Source organism: Aeromonas sp. 62-46 (genome assembly GCF_001898585.1).
Taxonomy (GTDB): Bacteria; Pseudomonadota; Gammaproteobacteria; order Enterobacterales; family Aeromonadaceae; genus Aeromonas; species Aeromonas caviae.
The window spans coordinates 84,855-100,129 of the sequence record NZ_MKUI01000047.1; the positions used below are offsets into that span (position 1 = coordinate 84,855).

The window sequence follows — 15,275 nt, forward strand, 5'->3', positions numbered from 1 at the left end:
CATGGTGACCCGTCAGATCCCACGGCAGGAAACCTGCCCGGTACGACGCTGGGCGACACTGTCCCCTCATCGCATTGCCATCCACAGCGGGGAGCCTCTTAGCTACCAGCGCCTCGACCTGCGCCTCAACAGCCTGTGCAATCAGCTCGCCCGGGCCGGGCTGGAGCGGGGAGATCATCTCGCCGCCGTGATGCGCGGCGCCCTGGAGGATGTGTTGCTGGCCTGGGCCTGCGTGCGCAGCGGCATCGTCTTCTGCCCCCTCAATCCCGCCTTTCCGGCAACCAGACACAGCGAACTGGCGAGCCAGCTCGAGGCCCGGGCATTCTGGTCCGCAGGCGAGATCCCGGCGGGCGACTGGCAAGCCCTCAGCCTCGACTTCACGGGCGAGCTGGCCGCAGATGGGGAGTCCCCGCTGGTACCCGACCAGCCGAACAACATGATCCTCACCTCGGGATCCAGCGGTACCCCCAAGGCGGTGGTACACCGCCTCGCCAACCACCTCGCCTCGGCCCGGGGTTCCGCCACCCTGATCCCCCTGGACGAAGCCTGCGGCTGGCTGCTCTCCCTGCCACTGTTTCACGTCGGCGGTTACGCCATCCTGTTCCGGGTCTTCCTGGCGGGAGCCGCCCTGGTGCTGGACGATCGCACCCGGCCCCTCAAGGCGCGGCTCGAGGATCAGCCCATCACCCACCTCTCGCTGGTGCCGACCCAGCTCTGGCGCCTGCTGGCACAGGGGTTCGACCCATCCCGCACCCGGGTGCGAGAGCTGCTGCTAGGGGGCGCCGCCATCCCGGCGCCCCTGGTCAACCGGCTGACCGCTCTGGGGCTGGAGCCCAAGGTGAGCTATGGCCTCTCCGAGATGGGCAGCCAGGTCTGCACCGGGCAACCCTGCGCCGCCGGCGTGGTGGGTCGCCCGCTGCCGGGGCGGGAGGTCTGCATCCGCCAGGGGGAGATCTGCGTGCGCGGTGAGACCCTGTTTGCCGGCTATTTCAGGGAGGGCGAGCTGGTGCGCCCCCTCGATGAAGAGGGCTGGTTCCACACCCGGGACAAGGGCCGCCTCACTCCGGGGGGCGATCTGGTGGTGGAGGGGCGGCTCGACAACCTCTTCATCTCGGGAGGGGAGAACATCCAGCCCGAGACCATAGAGCAGCGGCTGGTGGATCACCCCGCCGTGGCCCAGGCCCTGGTGGTGCCGGTGCCGAGCGACGAGTGGGGGCATAGGCCCGCCGCCTTCATCGACTGGCACGGCGAACCGGCACCATCTGCCGAGCTGGCCGCCTGGATCAGGCTGTCGTTACCCGGCTTCATGGTGCCGGACCAGTGGCATCCCTGGCCGGATCTCGGCGGCAATCTGAAACCCTCCCGCACCCTGCTCGCCCGCAGCTTGCGACAAGAGGAGTGACACCTCCCCCATATGGGGCGGAGTCCTTGCTATCAACACAGCTCCCTTTGGGGCTGTTTTTATGTTGTTTGCTCCCGAATGCATCATTTCGCTGCGCCATCTGGCCAATTGATATTCCTTTGGAGCCCAATAACCTCTCTGGTCCCCACGCCTCTCCATCCACCAAAGGGATCATGATGAAGCACCTCTCTCCCCGGCTGCTGCTCCTGGCAGCCCCAGGCCTGCTCGCCACTTCGGCGCTGGCCAACTACTCCCCCTCCGACTGGCAACAGTATCAACTCAAAGGCGAATCCAGCCGTCAGCTGGGGGATCGTCTCACCGAAGTGACCTTTGAACTGAGCGCCCGCAGCGGCGACGCCCCTTATCAGCAGTTGAGGGTGTATCGCCGCTTCGACTGGCGCGATGCCAACCTGGCTGCGCTGGCAGAGCAGCAGTGCGGCGAGCCGCAACTCAAGATCGAGCAGGGCTGGCAGATCCGCTACCTCAGCTGTGAAGAGGTGGTACCGGCCGGCAAGGCCGTCCCGGCCAGCAGCTATGACTATGGCTACGGCATGAAGCAGGGCCGCTGGGGGCCGCTGGCGGGCACCCCGACCGCGCCGCGTCAGGATCGTCTGCCGTTGGCTGAGCGGGTCATCCTGGGTCACAGCGAGCAGGAGCTGGATCGCTGCGAGCTCAACGCCGAAGGTCGCTGCGCCGAGCAGGCATGGCAGTACCAGCCGCAAAACTGGCAGCAATTGAAGGTGCTGGAAGAGACCCCCAATGAACGGGATGGTCGCCTCGAGCAGATCTTCTTCCGCCTGCAGCCCATCGCGGGCAGCCAGGCCGCCAAGCAGGTGAGCGAGCTGCACGTCTGGCGCCAGTACACCTGGTTGCTGGACGAGATCAAGGCCCAACAGGAGTGCGATGAACCCCAGACCCGTCAGGAAGGGGACAAGACCATCAGCTACCGGGTGTGCCGTCAAACCCTGCCCGCTGGCAGCGAAGTGCAGGTGGTCTTGAAGGACACCGGCTATCAATACCCGGTGGGGGGCAGCGAATGGCAGACCCTGCCGGAGACAACCGAGTGGCAGGAGAGCCGGGTGCTTAACCGCCCTATCGTGCTGGCCAGCAAGGAAGAGCAGCTCGACTGTCGCCGTACCGACGGCCGCGCCTGCTCCGAGCCGGATCTGCCGGGCACCGAGCTGCTGGACGCCGAAGCTGCCAAGATAGTGCAGGATGCCAGTGGCCAGCCCGCCCCGGTCTGGCAGGAGAACTATGGTCACGATGACACCAAGCTGCTGGCCGTGTCGCGCGGCATCCAGAGCCTGCTGGCGGCCAATCAGCCGGCCCATCCGGCCATGAAGCTGCTGCTGGAATACGTGCGTGCCCACAACTACCACAACTACGGCAAGCACAAGGAAGACGGCCCGGCTGCTGCTGAGGCGCTGGCCGAGGCATTGACCGCGCTCGGCGCCCATCCGCTGCTCTTCCCGGAGCAGGCCAGCGACGAAGTAGGCGCCGTCATGGGTGCCTGGAGCATCGCCCTGCACGGTCAGTTCAAGAGCCCGGCAGTGCAGAGCCGCTTTGGCACCCTGCTCGGCGAGTTCAACCAGATGCTGGCCTACAGCACCCGCCATGCCAGCGAGATCAACGGTCAGCACGCCTGGGCAACCGGCCTGTTCGATCTGCTCAACTTCCTCGACTTCGCCAGCGACTACAGCGACCCCTTCGCCAACGACTTCCGCCAGCAGGATGGCGAGCTGCGCAAGCAGCTGCACGCCCTCGGCATGAGCGAACTCGCGTTGTGGCAAGGAAGGGATGGCGCCGATCTATTCCTGCTCAACAACGTGCTGGATGCCTACACCCGCCTCTACCGGGTCGCCCGCTATACCCGCCCGGACGAGCTCGATGGCTACCGCAAGCTGCTGGATGACTCCGTCATCGCACTGATTCGCCACCACGACCTGATCCCCGGTGGTCAGCAGAGCCAGGATCTGCTGGAAGACATGTCACTGACCCTCTCCACCTACTACCTGACCTACACGGACCGCACCAGCGAAGCCTGCATCAGCGGTGACTTCGCCGGGCTCTGCACCCCTGTCCGGGTGGAGGACGTGCTGCCGTTCGAGCACACCTGCTCACCGACCCTGCGCCTGCGGGCCCAGGACCTGACCATGAGCCAGGCCGAGGGCATCTGTCGTGAGCTGGGTGCCGAAGAGCAGCAGTTCCACCAGCAGATGGAGACCGGCTGGCAGCCGGTGGCGGATGATCACAACGAGGCGCTGGAACTGGTGGTCTTCAACTCCTCTGCCGACTGGAAACGCTACGGCAGTGCCCTGTTTGGCGGCGTCTCCACCGACAACGGCGGCATCTACCTCGAAGGGGATCCGGCTCGCCCCGGCAACCAGGCCCGCTTCTTCGCCTATGAGGCGGAGTGGAAGCGCCCTGCATTCCAGGTGTGGAACCTGCGCCACGAGTACGTGCACTACCTGGACGGCCGCTTCAATCAGTACGGCAGCTTCGGCCACTACCCGCTCAACCGCACCACCTGGTGGTCGGAAGGGCTGGCGGAGTTCGTCGCCCACGGCCAGTGCTTCGCCCGCGGTCTGGACAACGTCGCCGGCCGCCCGGCCAGCGATCGTCCGACCCTGGCCGACATCCTGCATCTGGATTACGACAAGGGCGGCGAGATGGTCTACTCCTGGTCCTACACGGTGCACCGCTTCCTGAACGAGACCGGTCGCGGCGCCAGCTGGCTGGCCATGGCCCAGGCCCTGCGCAACCCGGATCAGCAGCAGGCCATGAGCGCCTTCGAAGCAGAGCTGGACCAGCTGATTGCCAATGACAGCGAGGCCTACCAGCAGTGGCTCGGCCGCGAGCTGCTGCCCTGGTGGGAAGCCAACAAGGACTCTGACGAGTGCAAGGCCAACGACTCCTCCCACTGAGGACGAGACGATGATGACAAGGGGCGGCCATGGTCGCCCCTTGTTTATGGCGCCGTTTGATAAGCCCGGGATCCTAGCGCACGCTGCGACAACCTCTGCCCGAGTGAGACCCTGCGCCGCCATCAAACCTGACGCGCCACAACAACTTGTAATAGAATGGCCCCCTGTCTTCTCTTACTTCAGACCCGAACCGCACCGCGCATGAAGAAGTTTGCCAAGATCCTGCTCGCCTGCCTCTGCCTGTTGCTGGCCTCCATCGCCGCCCTGCTTGGCTACAGCGAGTGGACCGTCTCGGACGCCCGTCACTACACCTACGACGACGTCAACGCGGTGCCCTACAACCGGGTCGCCCTGGTGCTCGGCACCTCCAAATACCTGATTGGCGGCAGCCCGAACCACTACTTCAAATACAGGATCAAGGCCGCCGCCGAGCTCTACAACAACGGCAAGGTGGACTACATCCTGGTCTCCGGCGACAACGCCACCGTGCAGTACAACGAACCGCGCCAGATGCGGCGGGCCCTGATCCAGGCCGGCATTCCGGCCAACGCCATCTACAGCGACTACGCAGGGTTTCGGACCCTGGACTCCATCGTGCGGGCCAAGGAGGTATTTGGTCAGGCCCACTTCACCGTGGTCTCCCAGGCCTTTCACAACGAGCGTGCCATCTTCATCGCCCGCCATTTCGGCATCGAGGCGGTCGGCTTCAACGCCGTGGATCCCAGCGCCTATCAGGGCATCAAGACCCGGGTGCGCGAGGTGTTCGCCCGCCTGATGGGGCTGCTGGACCTCTACGTGCTGGACAAGGGTCCCAAGTTCCTCGGCGAGCCCATCGTCATCGGCGGCCCGGTCCCCTGCCAGGCGTTGAGCACCATAGGGGCAAGCCAGCCCTGCCTGCCCATTGCACCGCCCCCTCATCAGCCGAAAGCCAAGCAGGCAGCGGCCGTGAGCGCGGCAACCGCCACCAGTGCAGCGGCGGCAACCAGCAGTGCCTTGGCCACCAGTGCAGCCGTGCCGAGCGAAGCTACGCCCGTGGATAATCCGGCTGCCGCCAGCGCGGCGCCGGCCACTGGCAGCACACTGACTCCTCAATAGCAGAGACCCGCCAACAGGCGGGTCTCTTTTATTGGGCTCGGTATTTCCGGCGATCAGGCCAGCGCTGCCACATAACGCCGTGCCACCTCATCCCAGTCGATCACGTTGTAAAACGCGGCTATGTAGTCGGGACGCTTGTTCTGGTACTTGAGGTAGTAGGCATGCTCCCACACATCCAGCCCGAGTATGGGGGTGAGCCCCTCCATCAGGGGGCTGTCCTGGTTCGCGCTGCTCACCACCTGCAACTTGCCGCGCCCATCGACCACCAGCCAGGCCCAGCCGCTGCCAAAACGGCTCAGCGCCGCCTGAGTAAAGGCCTGCTTGAAGGCCTCCAGTCCGCCCAGATCCCGCAGGATCGCCGCAGCCAATTCACCGGCTGGCTCGCCGCCGCCCTGCGGACTCATCACCTGCCAGAACAGGCTGTGGTTGGCGTGGCCGCCGCCGTGATTGCGCACCGCCCCCTGAACCTGGGCCGGCAGGCTGTCGATACGGGCAAGCAATGCCTCCAGCGGCAGAGCAGCCAGCTCCGGCAGATCGGCCAGGGCGGCATTGAGGTTGGTGACATAGGTCTGATGGTGACGGCTGTGATGGATCTCCATGGTCTTTGCATCGATATGGGGTTCCAGCGCGTCATAGGCGTAAGGAAGGGCTGGCAGGGTATGGCTCATGTTCATTGTCTCTCCTGTTGGGCTCAATGCAGTTGATGGGCAGAGCCGGTCTGACACAGACATTGACCCAGGCTGTGCTGGATGCCGTCGTGATGACCGTGTTTGCCCAGAAAGGCGAGCAGCTCGGTACGGGTGCTGCGGGCATGGCGAACAGCCGCCTCCCGCAGGGCAGCAGAACTGGTGGGGGACTGGCTGGTGGCCAGCAGGCAATCATGGATGTGACACAGCAGGTCGGCGGCCCGATCCGGCAGGGTCATGGCCACCAGCAGATCCGCCAGGTTGTGATGGGCCACCACCAGGGCCGCCACCGCTTCGTCGGCATCGTGCCAGTCGGCAAACTGCTGGCGGGCAAGCCACAGCGCCTGCTGATAGCAGTCGAGCGCCCTGGCGTACTCCCCCGCATCGAAATGGCGGTTGCCACTCAGGGTCTGCGCCTTCCAGTGCGCCATGCTGCTGTCCACTCCGGTGGTACCGACCCACCCCTTCACCCAGGTTCCCGTCATGACTCGACCACTAAAATGATAATAATTATTATTTAACTTATTTGATGGGCAGACACAAGGAATAGTTGGTGCCGCCTTTTTTGCCCATATGGGTAGGGTTTTTCTGCAATCCCCGGTTTAGTGATCCCATCCACAGATACATCTGAGTTCAGCCACCATGCTGCCGGTACTGGCATGAGGCCGGTGGCTGCCCCGGTGACGACCAGAATGCAGCCGGTTTTTTCACAAGGACGGTGAAGATGAAAAGATGGCTATTGATGCTGTTGTGCGCCCTGCCCATGCTGGGTCAGGGGGCCGGTTATACCCAGACCCGCTACCCCATAGTGCTGGTGCACGGTCTGTTCGGTTTCGACAAGCTGCTCGGGGTCGATTACTTCTACGGCATCCCCCAGGCCCTGACCCGGGATGGCGCCAAGGTTTACGTGGCCCAGGTCTCCGCCACCCAGAGCTCGGAGCTGCGCGGTGAACAGCTGCTCAAGCAGGTGCAGCAGGTGCTCGCCATCACGGGGGCGGAGAAGGTGAACCTCATCGGCCACTCTCACGGTGGCCCCACCATTCGCTACGTCGCTTCGGTCTCCCCCGAGCTGGTCGCTTCCGCCACCAGCGTGGGCGGGGTCAACCATGGCTCTGAGATCGCCGACCTGGTGCGGGCCAAGGTGACGCCGGGCTCGGCGGCCGAAGGTCTGGCGGTGGCCGCCGCCTCGGCCCTGTCCGGGGTCATCTCGCTGCTCTCCGGGGGCAGCCAGCTGCCGCAGGATCCCCTCGCCGCCCTCGACGCCCTCACCAGCACCGGCGCCCAACGCTTCAACCAGCGCTATCCGGAAGGGCTGCCGAGCCAACATTGCGGCGAAGGGCCCATGCAGGCCGCCAACGGGGTCTACTACTTTTCCTGGAGCGGACGCGGCACCATGACCAACATCCTGGATCCGGTGGATCCGGCGCTGGCGCTGACCGGCAGCTTCTTCAAGGAGCCCAGTGACGGCCTGGTCGGGGTGTGCAGCAGCCACCTCGGCAAGGTGATCGGCACCCACTACCGCATGAACCATCTGGACGAGGTGAACCAGTCGTTCGGCATTCGCCACCTGTTCGAGACCGACCCGGTCAACCTCTATCGCCAGCACGCCAACCGCCTGCAGAGGCTGGGACTATGAACAGGGCATGGCTGATGGCTGCTCCGCTGGGGGCAGCCCTGCTGCTGGGGGGCTGGCAGTATTGGCCCTCCGCTGACGCAACCGCCCCTTCGCCGCAACATGCCGGGCCCGCTTCCCCTCTGGTCAGGCAGGCCGCACCGCCGTCGGATAAGTCCTCGCTGCAGGCCCGCCATGAAGCCTTTCTCGCGGCTGAGGGCAGCCTGACGGTGCCGACGGATCCTGGCCTCGCCAGCTTGCAGAAGCTGTTCGACGAGCGCGAGCAGTTGCGCAGGCAGCGCTTCACCCCGGCCGAGCAGGAGCAGCTGTTTGCCGAGGACAGGCTGATGGAGCAGTGGACCCTGCGCCGCAAGGCGCTGGCGGAGGCCAGCGATGCCGACAAGCCGCTGCTGGCGAGCGAGCTGGAGCTCTGGCTGGCGGAGCAGCCCCAGTGGTTTCGGGAGGCGGAGGCCAACAGCCGCCTGCTCGGCGATCTGCAGGCTCTGGAGCAACTCCCCGCAGCCGGGCGTGACGCCGCACTGCGCGAACAGTTGGGACCGGAGGCGGCAGACCGGTTGCACCAGCTGGCAGAGAGCCAGCAGGGGTTCGAGCAGCAGCTGGCCGGCTATCTGGCCGAGATCAGACCCCTGCCTGCCGAGGCCCGTGCCAGCCAGCAGCCGGAGATCCTGGCACGCTGGTTCGAGCCCGGTCAGTGGCGACGGGTGGAGGCCCTCACCCGGCTCACCCTGGACGAGCAGTAACCGGCATGAAAAAGGGGCCCGCAAGTGGGCCCCCATTCTGTGACGCTGCCGCCCTTACTGCGGCTTGTTGGCACCCGGCAGCGGCTGCCAGGTGAGGCGAGTCACCCGGTTGCCCTGCACCTCGCAGGTGAGGCAGAGATCCTGCCACCCCTTCTCCTGGCGCAGGGAAACCTCTCCCTTGATGCCCTCTGCACTCCTCTTGAGTTTGGCCGGCTCGAAGGTCACCTTGTCACCTCCGGCGAGCGCCATCAGCTTGCCATTGCAGAGCCACTGGGCGAGCTCGGCCCCCTTGAGCTTGACGCCCCCCTTGTCAGCCTTCTCCTCGGCGGTGCTCGGTGCAAACAACCCGCCCAGCTCGGCCGCCCGTCTGGTCAGCCAGGCTTCCCGCTGCTGCATGCTCATCTTGCTGACAAACTCCGCAGGCTGCCCTTTGTCGTCCAGCCATTGGGTCAGCTTGCCACTGTCATCGAAGGCGAACTGGGCGGCGGGCTCCTTCACCCCGAACAGCTTGCCGCCCTTGAAGTAGTAACGGCTCTCCCCTTCCTGTTTGCCCTGCTCGTTCAGGATGGGCACGGCGATGATGACGGGCGTGCCGTCGACCCAGGCCTTGATGTCAACGCCATCGTGGCTGAACAAGCGGGTATCGAGGGCGCTGTCGGCCCCCTTCTCCATCAGGGTGAACTGCTCGGCCAGGGAGGCGGCAAATGAAGGCAGGGAGCAGAGTCCCAGTCCCAAGCCGAGGCTCAGGGCGATCGCGGTTGTGCGCATAAGTGTCCTGTGGTGGGCCCGAAGGCCGGATTAACTCTCTACCAGCCAGACCCTCAGTCCCTCCCGGTGAGCCTCGCTCAAAGGGATGGACTGCCGGGTCCGGTAGTCAAAATGGATCAGGGTCGTCTCGGCGGTCACCGCCAGCTCGCCGCCCTGCCAGGCTTCCTGCCAGAGCGTGAAGGAGCTGGTACCGATACGCCGCACGCCGGTCTTGATCGACACCATCTGGCCATAGAACAGCTCCCGTTTGAATTGCACCGTGTAGCCCGCGATGATCAGATGCCAGTCATGCACATCCAGCTCGGGCGAGAAGAGGCGAAACAGGGGATCACGGGCCGATTCAAACCAGACCGCCGGCACCGTATTGTTGATGTGGCCGAGGGCGTCCGTCTCTTGAAAACGGGGTTGGATCTGCATTTCCAGCATGGATGTCGACTCCTTGTCGTAGGACCGCGCACAGGCTAGCGCGCCAACCCGTCCGACTCAAGCGTCCCTGCCTGGGGGTGAGAGCCACCGCCGGTTTCCGGCTCCTGCGTCACCTGCTCGGGCTTTAACCAGGCGCTGCGAAAATCGAACCAGCCAAGGGCCGTCATGCGCACGCCGTGCACGCCGACCCGGCTCTCCAGCTCCAGCCAGTGGTGAAACAGCGGCACAAACCAGCTCTGGCGCTGCACCTCGGCCAGCAGGGCGCGGGGGCCGGGCTCTTCACCATGAGCGCGCCACTGCGTCAATCCCTGCCACAGGGCCTGCTGGCCGCCCCACACCCGGCGCAGCAAGGGGGTGCCCTGAAGCCAGGCGTAAGGGGCGAAGGCGTGCTCATGCTCCAGGTTGAGGGTGCCGAACCAGAGATCCACATCTTCATCCTCCCCGCTCACCCAGCGCCCGTAGTCCAGGGTACGCACCTCGAGCTGGATCCCCTGCTCTGCCAGCAGGCAGCTCATGGCGCTGGCGCACTCGTTGAACTCCAGATGCTGGTTGAAGCAGGCCAGTACCAGCCGAGCTGGCAGGTTGACCGGGCCGGGCTCGGGAAGAGGCAGGCTCTCGCGCCAGTGGGGCAGGAGGCCCAGCGCGCTGGTCCAGCCCCGCTGCAGCTCGGGTGCCACCCGGGCCATCAGGGCGATGGGGTTGAGCAGCCGGGTCAGCCACTGGCGCAGGGCCGGGTCCTGCAGGGGGACCGATCTGTCGTCCTGCAGCAGGAAGTAGCAACCGGATTCCAGTTCGGACTCCCCGCGCATGGAGCCAAGCTCCGGGGTGTCGCTGCCCAGCCTGACGTGGCTCTCCAGTCGTTCCGCCAGCTCCGGCAGCATCCAGATGTCGATCTCGTCGAGCAGGGCCCGCAGCCCGAAGTAGTCGTCGAATGCTTCGAGGCACAGGTGCAGGGGATCATTGGCGCTCACCCGATAGGGGCCGGTGCCCACCGGCTGCAGGGCGAAATTCGCCTCCCCCTTGAGCTCCCGCGGCAGAATGGCGGCCACCGGCTCGGCCAGCAGGTGCGGCAGCAGAGGATCCGGGCTGTCGAGATGGATGTCCAGTGTGCGCGGCCAGCGGCTCTCCAGCCGTGCTAGATGGGCGAACAACGGGCGATCCCGCAAGGCCTGCAGGCTCTCCATCACATCCTCCACCACCAGTTCGCGGCCATGGTGAAAGCGCACCACGGGGCGCAGATAGAAGCGCCAGTGACAGGGGGCCAGACACTCCCAGTGATGGGCGAGATCCCCCTCGATTTCCCCATTTTCCTCGTTTCGCCGGGTCAGACCGTTGAAGATTTGGCGGCTCAGGTGAATTTCGGAGCGGCGCAAGGGCGCGGTGGGCAACAGACCGGGCAGGGGCCGGTAGTAGGGCACCCGCAGGATCTGGCGCCCCTCCCGGGTGGCCTGGCCGAGCTGCTCGATAAGCAGCGGAGTGAGCAGATCCAGGCGATCTTCGGCCAGCCTCACCGCCTGCGCCAGCTGGCCCTGACTCAGCAGAACCCGCAATCGGCGCCGGGTCAGGCTCTCCTGGTTGTCGAGCAGGGTGAGGCGGGATCGCCGCCCCCGCCCTGCTTCTGCCGTCCAGCACAGCCAGCCCTGCCCTTCCATGCGGCGCAGCAGCAGGCGGGCATTGCGCGTGGTGCAGCAGAGCAGATCCGCCACCTCGGCGAGGCTGATCTCCCGCTCGTCGCAGCCAAGCTGCTGGGCGAGCCGTTGAAATTGCTGATAAAGGCGGGTGGTAGGCATAAAAGAGGAAATCCTGTCTCTGAAAGTCATCAGTTTTTACTTCCGCATTTTAGCTCAATACTGCTGGCGAACGTGAGAACCACAGCACAGGAGCACCATCATGAGCCATGCCACCCCCCTCAAACCGAACCGGATCCAGCAAACCCTTCGTCGCTACTTCCTGAGGATCCTGCCCCGCCCTCTGACGCTGGTCGAAGATCCCATGGTGCAGCTCAACCGCCTGATGCAGTGGGACATGCACCAGATAGACGACAGGGAGTATCGCCGCCGTCTCTGAGGTCGCCGTCACCGACGCCATCCGGTCACCCCCATCCCCCGGCATTGCTTTGCCGGAATGGGTGGTTTACATCGGCGCCAGGACTGCTAGATTGGACGTCTATCCATCCATAATGGTGACATCCAACAAGGAGTGTGTGATGAAAGATGCGACCCTGGCCCTGCACCACGGCTTTGCCAACGACCCCACCACCAAGGCCGTTGCCGTGCCCATCTACCAGACGGTGGCCTACGAGTTCGAGAGCGCCCAGCACGGGGCGGACTTGTTCAATCTGGCGGTGCCGGGCAACATCTACACCCGCATCATGAACCCCACCAACGATGTGCTGGAGCAACGGATGGCCGCGCTGGAAGGGGGCATCGCCGGCCTGGTGGTCTCGGCGGGTTCCGCCGCCATCACCTACGCCATCCAGGCGCTGACCGCCGCCGGTGACAACATCGTCTCCACCCCCCAGCTCTATGGCGGCACCTACACCCTGTTCGCCCACATGCTGCCGAGCTTCGGGGTCGAGGTACGCTTCGCCAAGGATGACAGCGCCGAGGCCATCGCCTCCCTCATCGACGACAAAACCAAGGCGGTCTACTGCGAGAGCATCGGCAACCCGGCCGGCAACATCGTCGATCTGGCGGCCTTCGCCAAGGTGGCCCACGCCCGCGGCGTGCCGCTCATCGTCGACAACACGGTCGCCACCCCGGTCTTGTGCAAACCCATCGAGCACGGCGCCGACATCGTGGTGCACAGCCTGACCAAATATGTCGGCGGCCACGGCAACTCCCTGGGGGGCGTCATCGTCGACTCGGGCAAGTTCCCCTGGGCGGATCATGCCGCGCGCTTCCCCCAGCTGACCCAACCCGAGCCTTCTTATCACGGGGTGGTCTACACCGAGGCCTTCGGCCCGGCGGCCTTCATCGGCCGGGTGCGCACCGTGCCGCTGCGCAATACCGGGGCGGCGCTGGCGCCGATGAACGCCTTCCTGCTGCTGCAAGGGCTGGAAACCCTGAGCCTGCGTATGGAGCGCCACGTGGACAACGCTCTGCGGGTGGCCCACCACCTCAAGCACCACCCCAGGGTGGCCTGGGTCAGCTACGCCGGTCTGCCGGGTCACCCCCACTACCCGCTGGCGGAGAAGTACATGGCCGGTCGCCCCTCGGCCATCCTCTCCTTCGGCCTGAAGGACGGCTACGAGGCGGGTGTGCGCTTCTACGATGCCCTCAAGATCTTCAAGCGGCTGGTCAACATCGGCGACGCCAAGTCCCTGGCCTGCCACCCCGCCTCTACCACCCATCGCCAGTTGAGCGAAGAGGAGCAGGCCAAGGCTGGAGTGAAACCTGAGATGATCCGGCTGTCGGTGGGGATCGAAGCCATCGAGGACATACTGGCGGATCTGGATCAGGCGCTGGAGGCCTGAGCCAATCGACGAAGGAGCGGGCACCACGCCCGCTCTTTTTCATCCATCAGTGAACCTGCTGCCGGGGCGCTGCGTATCACCGCCTTCCGTCACTGCGTCGAGGTTTCCATGATAGTCCTGCACCACCTGAACAAATCCCGCTCCCAGCGCATCATCTGGCTGCTTGAAGAGCTGGGCCTGCCCTACCAGATCAAGGCCTACCAGCGCGATGCCGCCACCTTTCTGGCGCCGCCCGAGCTCAAGGCCGTCCACCCCCTCGGCAAGTCGCCGGTCATCGAGTTTGACGGCCGGGTGCTGGCGGAATCCGGTGCCATCACAGAGTACCTGATCGCCCGCCACGCCCCGGACCGGCTGGCACCGGCCGCCGACAGCCCGGAGTATCCCGAATACCTGCAGTGGCTCCACTTCGCCGAGAGCTCGGGCATTCTGCCGCTGCTGCTCGACATGTTCGTGCGCAAGGATGGCAGCCCGATGCGCTTCCTGCCGGACTACGCCAAAGCCGAGTGCGCCAAGGTGCTGGGTTATCTCGATGAGGTGCTGGCAAACCGCCGTTACCTGGTGGCCGATCGCCTCACCGGCGCCGACATCCTGAACTCCTTCCTGGTGGATCTCCTGGCCCAGAGCGGCCAGCTGGCCCAGTTCCCGCACCTGCAGGCTTACTGGCAGCGACTCAACACTCACCCGGCCCGCCAGAAGGCGACAGCGCTGGAGCGCGAGCTGGACCGCAGCGCCGAATAAACGGCGGTGCCCCGGTGACACCCAGCAAAACGCCCCGATGATCGGGGCGTTCTCTTTTCCGGCCGTCAGCCAGATGATCAAAGCGCGTGAGAGAGGATCCTGGCCGCACTTATTGTCCAGATCGCCCCTTGGCCAAGGGCCTCAGGCCTAGAGGGCGTGAGAGAGGATCCGCGCTACCTTGTCGGGGTCGATGTCCTGCTGCTCCCCGAGGGCGGTCAGGCCGAACAGCTTGAGGTTGGAACAGATCCCCGGGATGCAGCGCGCATCCAGGCCATAGTCGGCGAGGCGGGTACCCACCCCCATCTGCTGGAAGAACTGCTCGGTGCGGATGATCGCCTCCTCGATACGCAGCGCCTTGTCCTCGCGGCTGGAGTGCCACACCCGCTCGGCAAACTGGGCCAGCTTCTCCTGCTTCTGGGCCGATTGCTCCCGCAGCAGGGAGGGCAACACCACAGCCAGGCTCTGGGCATGATCCAGCCCGTGCAGGGCGGTGAGCTGGTGACCGATGGCGTGGGTGGACCAGTCCTGGGGTACGCCGCGACCGATGAGGCCGTTGAGCGCCAGGCTCGCCGCCCACATCAGGTTGGCACGTACCTGGTAGTTGGTGGGCTCCGCCAGCGCCCGCGGACCGTTGTCCACCAGCACCTGCAACAGCCCTTCCGCCAGCCGGTCCTGCACCTCGCCCCCCACCGGGAAGGTGAGGTACTGCTCGAGGATGTGGACAAAGGCATCCACCACGCCATTGCCCACCTGGCGCGGCGGAAGGCTGTAGGTGGTGGCGGGATCCAGCACCGCAAACACCGGTTGCACCAGCGGATTGTAGAAGGAGAGCTTGGCCTCCCCCCGGCTCACCACGGCGGCGGGGTTGCTCTCCGAACCGGTGGCCGGCAGGGTCAGCACACAGCCGAGCGGCAGCGCCCCCTTGATGGAGGCCTTGTCCCGCAGGATCTCCCAGGGGTCATCCCCCTCGAAGCAGGCCGCCGCCGCCACGAACTTGGTGCCATCCACCACGGAACCACCACCCACCGCCAGCAGGAAGTCGATGCGCTCGCGCTTGACCAGAGCCACCGCCTCCATCAGCTGATCGTACTGGGGGTTGGCGCCGATGCCGGGAAACTCCAGCCACTCCCGGCCCGCCAGCGCCTGGGTCAACTGCTCATAGACCCCGTTCTGCTTGATGCTGCCCCCCCCGTAGAGCACCAGCAGACGGCTGCCGGCCGGGATCAGCTCGGGCAGCCTGGCGATCTGGCCTTCACCAAAACAGATGCGGGTGGGATTGGCATATTGGAAGTTGTACACGGCAGAGCCCTCGGTTGATTGCATGCCGGGGAATTGTGCGCCTGCCGTGCCATCAGGTCAAAAACGGGAGCCTGTCGTCAAAAATACGA

Annotated in this window: 14 protein-coding genes; 8 read left to right on the forward strand and 6 right to left on the reverse strand. The window is 65.3% G+C overall.

Annotated elements, in window-relative coordinates; genetic code table 11:
- The first annotated feature begins 1 nt into the window (after nucleotide 1).
- The 3 genes from menE (at nucleotide 2) to BGO64_RS14320 (ending at nucleotide 5,421) form a co-directional block, all read left to right on the forward strand.
- On the forward strand, nucleotides 2-1,402 hold the full coding sequence (gene menE / locus BGO64_RS14310) for an o-succinylbenzoate--CoA ligase (protein ID WP_286700886.1): 1,401 nt from the start codon (nucleotides 2-4) through the stop codon (nucleotides 1,400-1,402).
- A 176-nt stretch (nucleotides 1,403-1,578) separates the two neighbouring features.
- Nucleotides 1,579-4,326: a collagenase gene (locus BGO64_RS14315; protein ID WP_286700887.1), complete on the forward strand. Its 2,748-nt coding sequence runs from the start codon at nucleotides 1,579-1,581 to the stop codon at nucleotides 4,324-4,326.
- Nucleotides 4,327-4,482: 156 nt separating this feature from the next.
- Nucleotides 4,483-5,421 (forward strand): SanA/YdcF family protein, encoded by a 939-nt coding sequence (locus BGO64_RS14320; RefSeq protein WP_286700888.1) that lies wholly within the window; start codon nucleotides 4,483-4,485, stop codon nucleotides 5,419-5,421.
- A 53-nt stretch (nucleotides 5,422-5,474) separates the two neighbouring features.
- On the opposite strand, the gene BGO64_RS14325 is transcribed toward BGO64_RS14320, so the two are convergent.
- Together BGO64_RS14325 and BGO64_RS14330 are read right to left on the reverse strand one after the other, a co-directional pair.
- Nucleotides 5,475-6,089 (reverse strand): superoxide dismutase, encoded by a 615-nt coding sequence (locus BGO64_RS14325; protein WP_286700944.1) that lies wholly within the window; start codon nucleotides 6,087-6,089, stop codon nucleotides 5,475-5,477.
- Nucleotides 6,090-6,112: 23 nt separating this feature from the next.
- Nucleotides 6,113-6,538: a DUF2753 family protein gene (locus tag BGO64_RS14330; RefSeq protein ID WP_286700945.1), complete on the reverse strand. Its 426-nt coding sequence runs from the start codon at nucleotides 6,536-6,538 to the stop codon at nucleotides 6,113-6,115.
- Nucleotides 6,539-6,831: 293 nt separating this feature from the next.
- Here BGO64_RS14330 and BGO64_RS14335 point away from each other — a divergent pair, with 293 nt between their 5' ends.
- Nucleotides 6,832-7,743, forward strand: coding sequence for a lipase family alpha/beta hydrolase (locus tag BGO64_RS14335; RefSeq protein ID WP_286700889.1), 912 nt, complete (start codon nucleotides 6,832-6,834; stop codon nucleotides 7,741-7,743).
- Entirely contained in the window at nucleotides 7,740-8,480 is a 741-nt protein-coding gene (locus BGO64_RS14340) for a lipase secretion chaperone (protein WP_286700890.1), read from the forward strand. Before BGO64_RS14335 ends, BGO64_RS14340 begins: the two co-directional genes overlap by 4 nt.
- A gap of 54 nt (nucleotides 8,481-8,534) precedes the next feature.
- On the opposite strand, the gene BGO64_RS14345 is transcribed toward BGO64_RS14340, so the two are convergent.
- Genes BGO64_RS14345 through sgrR form a run of 3 tightly spaced genes read right to left on the reverse strand, consistent with a single transcriptional unit; the run spans nucleotide 8,535 to nucleotide 11,464 of the window.
- A complete protein-coding gene (locus BGO64_RS14345; protein WP_010672732.1) occupies nucleotides 8,535-9,248 on the reverse strand; it encodes a hypothetical protein in 714 nt (237 codons plus the stop codon).
- A 30-nt stretch (nucleotides 9,249-9,278) separates the two neighbouring features.
- Complete coding sequence (locus tag BGO64_RS14350; RefSeq protein ID WP_010672731.1) at nucleotides 9,279-9,674, reverse strand: acyl-CoA thioesterase; 396 nt, start codon at nucleotides 9,672-9,674, stop codon at nucleotides 9,279-9,281.
- Nucleotides 9,675-9,709: 35 nt separating this feature from the next.
- Nucleotides 9,710-11,464 carry an HTH-type transcriptional regulator SgrR gene (sgrR, locus tag BGO64_RS14355; RefSeq protein WP_286700891.1) on the reverse strand — a complete coding sequence of 585 codons (1,755 nt, stop codon included), beginning with the start codon at nucleotides 11,462-11,464 and terminating at the stop codon, nucleotides 9,710-9,712.
- 100 nt (nucleotides 11,465-11,564) lie between these two features.
- Between sgrR and BGO64_RS14360 the strand changes: the two genes are divergently transcribed.
- The 3 genes from BGO64_RS14360 to BGO64_RS14370 all read left to right on the forward strand — a co-directional run bounded on the left by BGO64_RS14360 (nucleotide 11,565) and on the right by BGO64_RS14370 (nucleotide 13,887).
- The gene (locus BGO64_RS14360; protein WP_080767934.1) at nucleotides 11,565-11,741 is read left to right on the forward strand and encodes a hypothetical protein; all 177 of its coding nucleotides are present in this window, start codon (nucleotides 11,565-11,567) and stop codon (nucleotides 11,739-11,741) included.
- A 139-nt stretch (nucleotides 11,742-11,880) separates the two neighbouring features.
- Nucleotides 11,881-13,149: an O-acetylhomoserine aminocarboxypropyltransferase/cysteine synthase family protein gene (locus BGO64_RS14365; protein WP_286700892.1), complete on the forward strand. Its 1,269-nt coding sequence runs from the start codon at nucleotides 11,881-11,883 to the stop codon at nucleotides 13,147-13,149.
- Nucleotides 13,150-13,257: 108 nt separating this feature from the next.
- A complete protein-coding gene (locus tag BGO64_RS14370) occupies nucleotides 13,258-13,887 on the forward strand; it encodes a glutathione S-transferase family protein (protein WP_286700893.1) in 630 nt (209 codons plus the stop codon).
- A 147-nt stretch (nucleotides 13,888-14,034) separates the two neighbouring features.
- Here BGO64_RS14370 and BGO64_RS14375 read toward each other — a convergent pair whose 3' ends face one another.
- On the reverse strand, nucleotides 14,035-15,210 hold the full coding sequence (locus BGO64_RS14375) for an iron-containing alcohol dehydrogenase (protein ID WP_161646596.1): 1,176 nt from the start codon (nucleotides 15,208-15,210) through the stop codon (nucleotides 14,035-14,037).
- Nucleotides 15,211-15,275 lie beyond the last annotated feature (65 nt).